The organism is Acinetobacter sp. P8-3-8, from assembly GCF_000214135.1.
In the GTDB taxonomy this organism is placed as follows: domain Bacteria; phylum Pseudomonadota; class Gammaproteobacteria; order Pseudomonadales; family Moraxellaceae; genus Acinetobacter.
Map to the genome: position 1 here is coordinate 1 of NZ_AFIE01000085.1, position 6,701 is coordinate 6,701.

At 34.7% G+C, this 6,701-nt stretch carries 4 protein-coding genes; all 4 read right to left on the bottom strand.

What is annotated here, in order from left to right; translation table 11 throughout:
* Window positions 1-292: RHS repeat-associated core domain-containing protein (locus tag GGG_RS21430; protein WP_010117496.1), on the bottom strand; the 292-nt coding region annotated here is incomplete at its 3' end.
* On the bottom strand, window positions 271-2,322 hold the full coding sequence (locus tag GGG_RS20030; RefSeq protein ID WP_010117498.1) for a hypothetical protein: 2,052 nt from the start codon (window positions 2,320-2,322) through the stop codon (window positions 271-273). The genes GGG_RS21430 and GGG_RS20030, both read right to left, overlap by 22 nt.
* Before the next feature lie 89 nt (window positions 2,323-2,411).
* Window positions 2,412-2,972 (bottom strand): HEAT repeat domain-containing protein, encoded by a 561-nt coding sequence (locus GGG_RS0117965; RefSeq protein ID WP_010117500.1) that lies wholly within the window; start codon window positions 2,970-2,972, stop codon window positions 2,412-2,414.
* Window positions 2,973-2,974: 2 nt separating this feature from the next.
* A partial coding sequence (locus tag GGG_RS20035; RefSeq protein ID WP_010117501.1) for a polymorphic toxin-type HINT domain-containing protein occupies window positions 2,975-6,701 on the bottom strand: 3,727 nt, incomplete at its 5' end.

The following is a 6,701-nucleotide window of genomic DNA, read 5'->3' on the forward strand; positions in this document are numbered from 1 at the left end:
GATTTTCAGTTGCTTTTACTGGCGCTAACCCAAGCGGGTCATTCAATGTATGAGGCTGTCCCAAACCGAACGCATATAAATCAGGACCAACAGCTAAACCTAACGGGTCAGGTGTAATATACTTTTCATTCTTGGCATCAAAATAACGGTTGGTGTTGTAATGTAGGTTGGTCTCAGCGTCAAAATATTGATTAGAGCCTCGTAAATTAAACTCAATAAAACCAAACCGACCATGATTGTAGGCAAGAGGAGAGGCATATAAGTTATCACTCAGTTCAGCTTGCCAAACCACCTTACGCTGACTATTGGTAACAGCAATCGGTGCTTGACGGTGATCGACATGAATATAAACAACTCATCATGATCAATCATTGCCACAGGAATCTGATTCATCCAAATATAGGATTTCTCAACTTTACCTTGATCATCAGCCTCAGCAACCAACTGGCTACCATCATAAAAATAATAAGAGGTTTTTGTACCTTTTCCAGTCGTCGTTGCAACCGTTTTTTGAATGCGTTGACCAAACAAATTATACTTATACTCAGCTAAAGTCGACTTTTTAACATGCGCATCTTCAGTAAAATAATCACTGACTTGCTCTACATGATTATGCTGTTGAAGATACTCGATTTTGGTTAAACGATCTGCACTGTCATAACTAAAAAATAGAACCTTATCATTTTCAATTACCCAACGCTTACGACCCAACTGATCATACTCAGCACCATACTGTGTCGTTTTGAGATAGTCCTTATAATTTAGATGATCAGAGCCACTGACAGGAATTGCTTTAACGGATGCAGAAGGGGAGCGATCAAATAAATTTAAAACTTGATTGGTTAAAGTTGGATTAAATTGCTTAGGTGCATTTGTACCTAAATAAGTTTTGCTGTGATAAGAAACCTGAGTAGGTTCATTACTTTGATCATCTAAATAATCTAAAGAAGTTTCACCAGTATTGACATTACCAGAAGTAATCATACGTCCTTGTTTATCAATAACTTCACGATGTTCTAAACCATTACCAAACTGATAGCCATAATTGACAGAAGTATCTTTTGCACTGTTTAAATTTTCAATAATAGATTGAGAAATGAGTCCTAATGGACCACGTTTAAGATGAATAGATGCAAGTAAACCTGCACGAACTTCATCTTTAGCCCTATATTGATATTCTAATTCTTGGCCATCTGGTAAGGTTCTTCCAACCAGTTGGGCATTTTTATTAAACGCATAAGCTATATTAAAACGTTGACCATCAACAAAGAGTTCATGTTTAAGTAGTTGTGCATTTTCATTATAAGAAAAACGCTCTTCGCCTGCTTTAAATTGAATACTGCTTGGCTTGTTATATTTGCCCCAAAGCACTTTTCCATGCTCATCAATTTGTTGTTGAGCATTTAAAGATTTAATTTCAACCACACGTTGAGCTGCATCACGAGTGTAAAGACTACGACTCCCATCCTGGCGTTGTTGACCAATAATTAAACCACTCGCATTGTATTGATAAGTCGTTACGCCAGTAACAGGACTATGGACTTTAACCACCTCACCAAAATCATTATAAAAATACGAGGTCGTTCTATTTTGAGAGTCTAGATCAGTGTTTTTAGCTTGAAGCGGTGTAGCCCAATCTAAACCTTTGGGAGATTGCATTAAATTATACAATTTCAAGGCTGACAACCCTTGTAAATCGGGACGGGCAATATTGCCAACAGCATCATTAGGTGTACTAGGAGTATTTTTTAATGCTGATAAAACAGGATCATTATTTGGATGACTATTTAAATCGTAGGTCTTTTCTTGCGCGACAGAACCATCAGGATTCAATAACTGTGCTTGGCTTACCTGATTTTCAGAATTTTTAATGAGCCTAATCTGATTATTTTGCCCATCATAGAGAGATAATAATTGATCTGCTTCATCATAGTTAAAATTCATTCTTTGACCAGTTTGGTTAAGAATTTCTTTTAATTTTCCATTGTTGGTATAGTCAAGTTGAGTTGATGTTCCAGCGTACTTAAATTGACTGACTTCACCTTGAGCGTTATAACTCAACTCGGCTTCAAGGTGGTCTACACCAATATATTTGATTAAACGTCCATGCTGATCATATTTAAACTGCGCTGATAAGGCTTGAGGATAAGTGATATGGTTGATTAGACTTGAACTGTCCGAAATATAGAAATATTGGGTAATATCACTATCTTTTGGGCTATTTTTTTTCCCATTGGGCAGAGGACCATCCTCCCAAGCTAAACGACCATGTTGATCATAACCATACTTAGACTCCCGATTTAAGGTAACAAGTGGCTCCATTACATATTTAACATTTATATATTTTTATTAAGAAAATTTTTAGACCAACATTCTGCTGGTCTAAAGCCTATGCTGACTTAAATATTAAATTAGAAAGTAATATTGAGATCGTTTAAGATTTTTTTAATTTTTCCCCAAGGTATAGCATCTTCAAAAGATTCATCTTTAGAATATGTACCAAAATCTCCTAATTTTAACCTTTCAGCCCCAGTAATATTATCTTTTCCATAATAAACATAAATAATACCAACAATAGATTGTGATCTGATCCATGTAAATAATTCCTTATTTAAAATATATGAGTATAAAAGTTCAATAAGTTTTTTATCTTTAGTTCCAGACATATAATAATAACAATAAAATTTTATACAAGATGACCGAACTTGAGGGCTTTTATCATTTTGCATCATATTAAAAAGAGGTTTTTTAAATTTTGGACTTTCCCAAGATGATAAAGTAAAAGCAGATTGAATACGTATATCCTCATCTTTATTATTTAATAGTTTAAATAAAATTTTTTCATATGTATTTCTATTTTCATATCCAAATTTTCTAATATCAGTTAAATTGTCAATTAAATCCATAATATCAGAATTATCGTTTGAGTTTGATAATAACTCTAATTTCTCAATTTTAGCTAGGTCTATCATTTTCACATCCTATAAAGTTTTTTCTCGTAATAATCTAATAAACTACTTAAATCCTTTAGTTTACTTTGAAGTAAAGAATATTCATAGCTGTTAGCCTTACCCTGACTTTTTAATTTATCTAGAGCTGCAATTATTCCTCTATCTTTATTACCTATGGCATTTTTTATTGATTGAGCTGCCTGTTCAAATTCGCCTATATGGTCATAATATCTACCTGGAGTTCTAGGGTCTGGAATTTTAACACCTCTTTTTTCTTTAATCACTGCAGCCAAGTCATCGGGGGTCATATTTTTCATGATTGAACGATCAGCACGCTCAATTAAGTTTTTAACTTGCGTATCTGTAATTTTAGAAAGATCCTGATTTTTTATATTTTGGATATATTTAATTCGAACCTCAGCCCATTCAGTAACTTTTTTGATTTCTCGTGATGTTAATGGAACTGGTTTATTTTTCCCTATATCAGAGAGTATGTCATCTGGGTTAGTTGAAGTTTTCGGGGTAGGAGTAGTATTACAAGAACAATTTTTTCCTGCATTGTGTACCCAAATCTTATTTGGACTTACGAAGAAAGTATGGTTATCTAAAACAGTAAGATTGAAAGTGGTTACTAGGTTAGAAACAGGCTCGACTTTTGTAATCGTGAATTTTTTACGATGATCATCTAATAATTTCATTCCTTTTTTTAATTCGACTGTATCTAGCCAGCCTTTATCAACAATATAAAATGGATGGTTATCACTTGCTTCTATTGAGTCACTATGCCCCTTTAAATCCTTATAACTTACTTTATATGTAGGTTTTGGCTGTGTAATGATCGTTCTTGTAATCTCTTTTAATTCTGGTTTTCCGATTCCTTTGCTATTTTCAGGTAGGCTATAGACTTTATCACCAATATCAAGTTCTTCTATTGGTATATAACCTCGTTCTGCCCAGACTAAAGTTCCAGAAACAAAACAACAATCGCATAAATTTTTAATACGATTACCTTTAATTCGTGTTTGTACAAATTCCTCTGCGAGTTGCTTATATCTGTTAATAGTTTGAAGATTAAATTTCTTAGAATAGTCATTTGCCCAATCGAGCATTTTGTTAAAAATATTTCCGAATTTTGCACCTAAGCCGAGGACTTTTCCACCAGCAAAGTCAATTAATCCTGTAGCAAACGCTTTAGATAGCGCTTTGCCAACAACATCTAAATCGGCCCAACATGTTGCTGTCATTAAACCATATAAGGCTTTACCGAACCCCATAATGAGATCATATATGGCTAAGCCATACATGAAGATTGAAGCTGCTGCAATTACTGCATCTGCGACAAAACCAATACCAACGACATGTAATGCTGCCCAAACACCTAATACACCACCTATTACTGCCAACGTTGTTCCATTGACAAGATTTTTTAATTCATTTCCAACTTCAACAAGACTTGCTGGTAGCATTTTAGCGGCGTAAGTAAATAAGTACGCAATTTTTTGGTTAAAGGTTGCTTTATCAAATGGTGTTTTTGGAGTTGGTGCCAACCCCAACGGATCATTCATTGAATGAGGTTGTCCCAAACCAAATGCATACAAATCAGGCCCAACAGCTAAACCTAACGGGTCAGGGGTGATATATCTTTCATTCTTTGCATCAAAATAACGATTGGTGTTGTAATGAAGGTTGGACTCCTCATCGAAATACTGATTTGACCCTCTTAAATTAAACTCAATAGTCCCCAAACGCCCATGATTATAAGCCAGTGGGGAAGCATACAAATAATCACTCAGCTCAGCTTGCCAAACGACTTTACGCTGAGTATTCGTTACAGCAATCGGTGCCTGACGATGATCAACATGAATATAAAATAACTCATCATGATCAATCATTGCCACAGGAATTTGGTTCATCCAAACATAAGACTTCTCAACCTTACCTTCAGCATCTGCCTCAGCGACCAATTGGCTACCATCATAAAAATAATACGTAGTTTTAGCGGTTTTACTGCCAGCTGTCGTCACAGATTTTTTAATACGCTGACCAAATAAATTATATTTATATTCAGCTAAAGTTGACTTTTTAACATGTGCATCTTCTGTAAAATAATCAATGACTTGCTCTATATTATTATGCTGTTGAAGATACTCGATTTTGGTTAAACGATCTGCACTGTCATAACTAAAAAATAAAACTCGATCACCCTCTAAAGTCCACAACTTACGCCCAAACTGATCATACTCAGCGCCATACTGTGTCGTTTTCAAATAATCCTTATAATTTAGATTATCTGAGGCATTCACAGGGATTGCTTTAACAGATGCAGAAGGAGAATGATTAAATAAACTCAAAGTTTGATTAGTTAAAGAGGGATTAAACTGCTTAGGTGCATTGGTGCCTAAATAAGTTTTATTACGATAAGATACTTTTGTAGGTTCATTACTTTGATCATCTAAATAATCTAAAGAAGTTTCACCTGTATTGACATTGCCTGAAGTAATCATACGCCCTTGTTTATCAAGGACTTCACGATGCTCTAAACCATTCCCAAAACGATAACCATAATTTACAGATGTATCTGTATCACGATTTAAACCATCAATCACTGTTTCAGATAAAAGTCCAAAAACACCACCCTTAAGCTGAATAGACTCAAGCAGACCTGCACGAGCATGATCTTTATTACGATAGTTATAAGTAAGCTGATGCTGATCAGGTAAGGTACGACCAATGAGTTGATTATCTTGATTAAATTTATACCGAACATCAAATTGCTTACCATCGACCAAGAGAACATGTTTAGTCAGTTGACCATTTGCATTATATTCAAAGCGCTCTTCACCCGCTTTAAACTTAATTAATGTTGGCTTATTTAATTTTCCCCAAATAATCTGTCCAGATTCATCCAATTGTTTTTGAATATTATAAGATTTAATCCCAATCACACGTTGAGCATTGTCACGTTGATAAAGACTAGAACGACCATCTTGCTTCTTCTGACCAATGATCAGACCTAAAGTATTATATTGATAAGTTGTAATACCTGTGACAGGGCTTTGTACTTTAACAATTTCACCAAAATCATTATAAAAATAAGAAGTGGTTTTGTTCTGTATATCTAAATCTGAATTTTGCGCTTGAATGGGTGTAGACCAATCGAGTTGCATCGGTGTATGCAATATAGATTGCAATTTAAAAGCAGAAATACCCAATAAGTTTGGGCGAGCAATATTATCAACAGCATCATTAATATTATGTGGTGTACTGCTCAAGGCATTTAATACTGGGTCAGCACTCTGCTGACTGGTTAAATCATAATTTTTTTCTTGGACAAGCGTACCATTAGGATTCAGCAATTGGGCTTTACTGACCTGATTTTCAGTGTTTTTAACAAATTTAATTTGATTGTTTTGACCATCATATAATGAGGCGAGTTGATCCACATCATCATATGTAAAATTCATCTTTTGCCCAGTTTGGTTGAGAATTTGTTGGAGCTTCCCAGTTTGGGTGTAATCTAACTGGGTTACAACACTGGCATATTTAAACTCGCTGACTTCGCCTTGCGAGTTATAACTGAGTTGTGCCTCAATTTGGTCAACCCCAACATATTTAACTAAGCGCCCTTGAGTATCATATTTAAATTGGGCTTGTAAATTTTCAGGGTAAATAATTCGTGCAATTAAATCTGATTGATCAGAGGTATACACATATTGAGTAATATCACTATCTTTAGGAGAATTAGATTTT

Excerpts from the sequence above, each read along its gene's own strand:
- GGG_RS20030 (WP_010117498.1), bottom strand. The coding sequence starts at position 2,322 with ATGGAGCCACTTGTTACCTTAAATCGGGAGTCTAAGTATGGTTATGAT.
- GGG_RS0117965 (WP_010117500.1), bottom strand. The coding sequence starts at position 2,972 with ATGATAGACCTAGCTAAAATTGAGAAATTAGAGTTATTATCAAACTCA.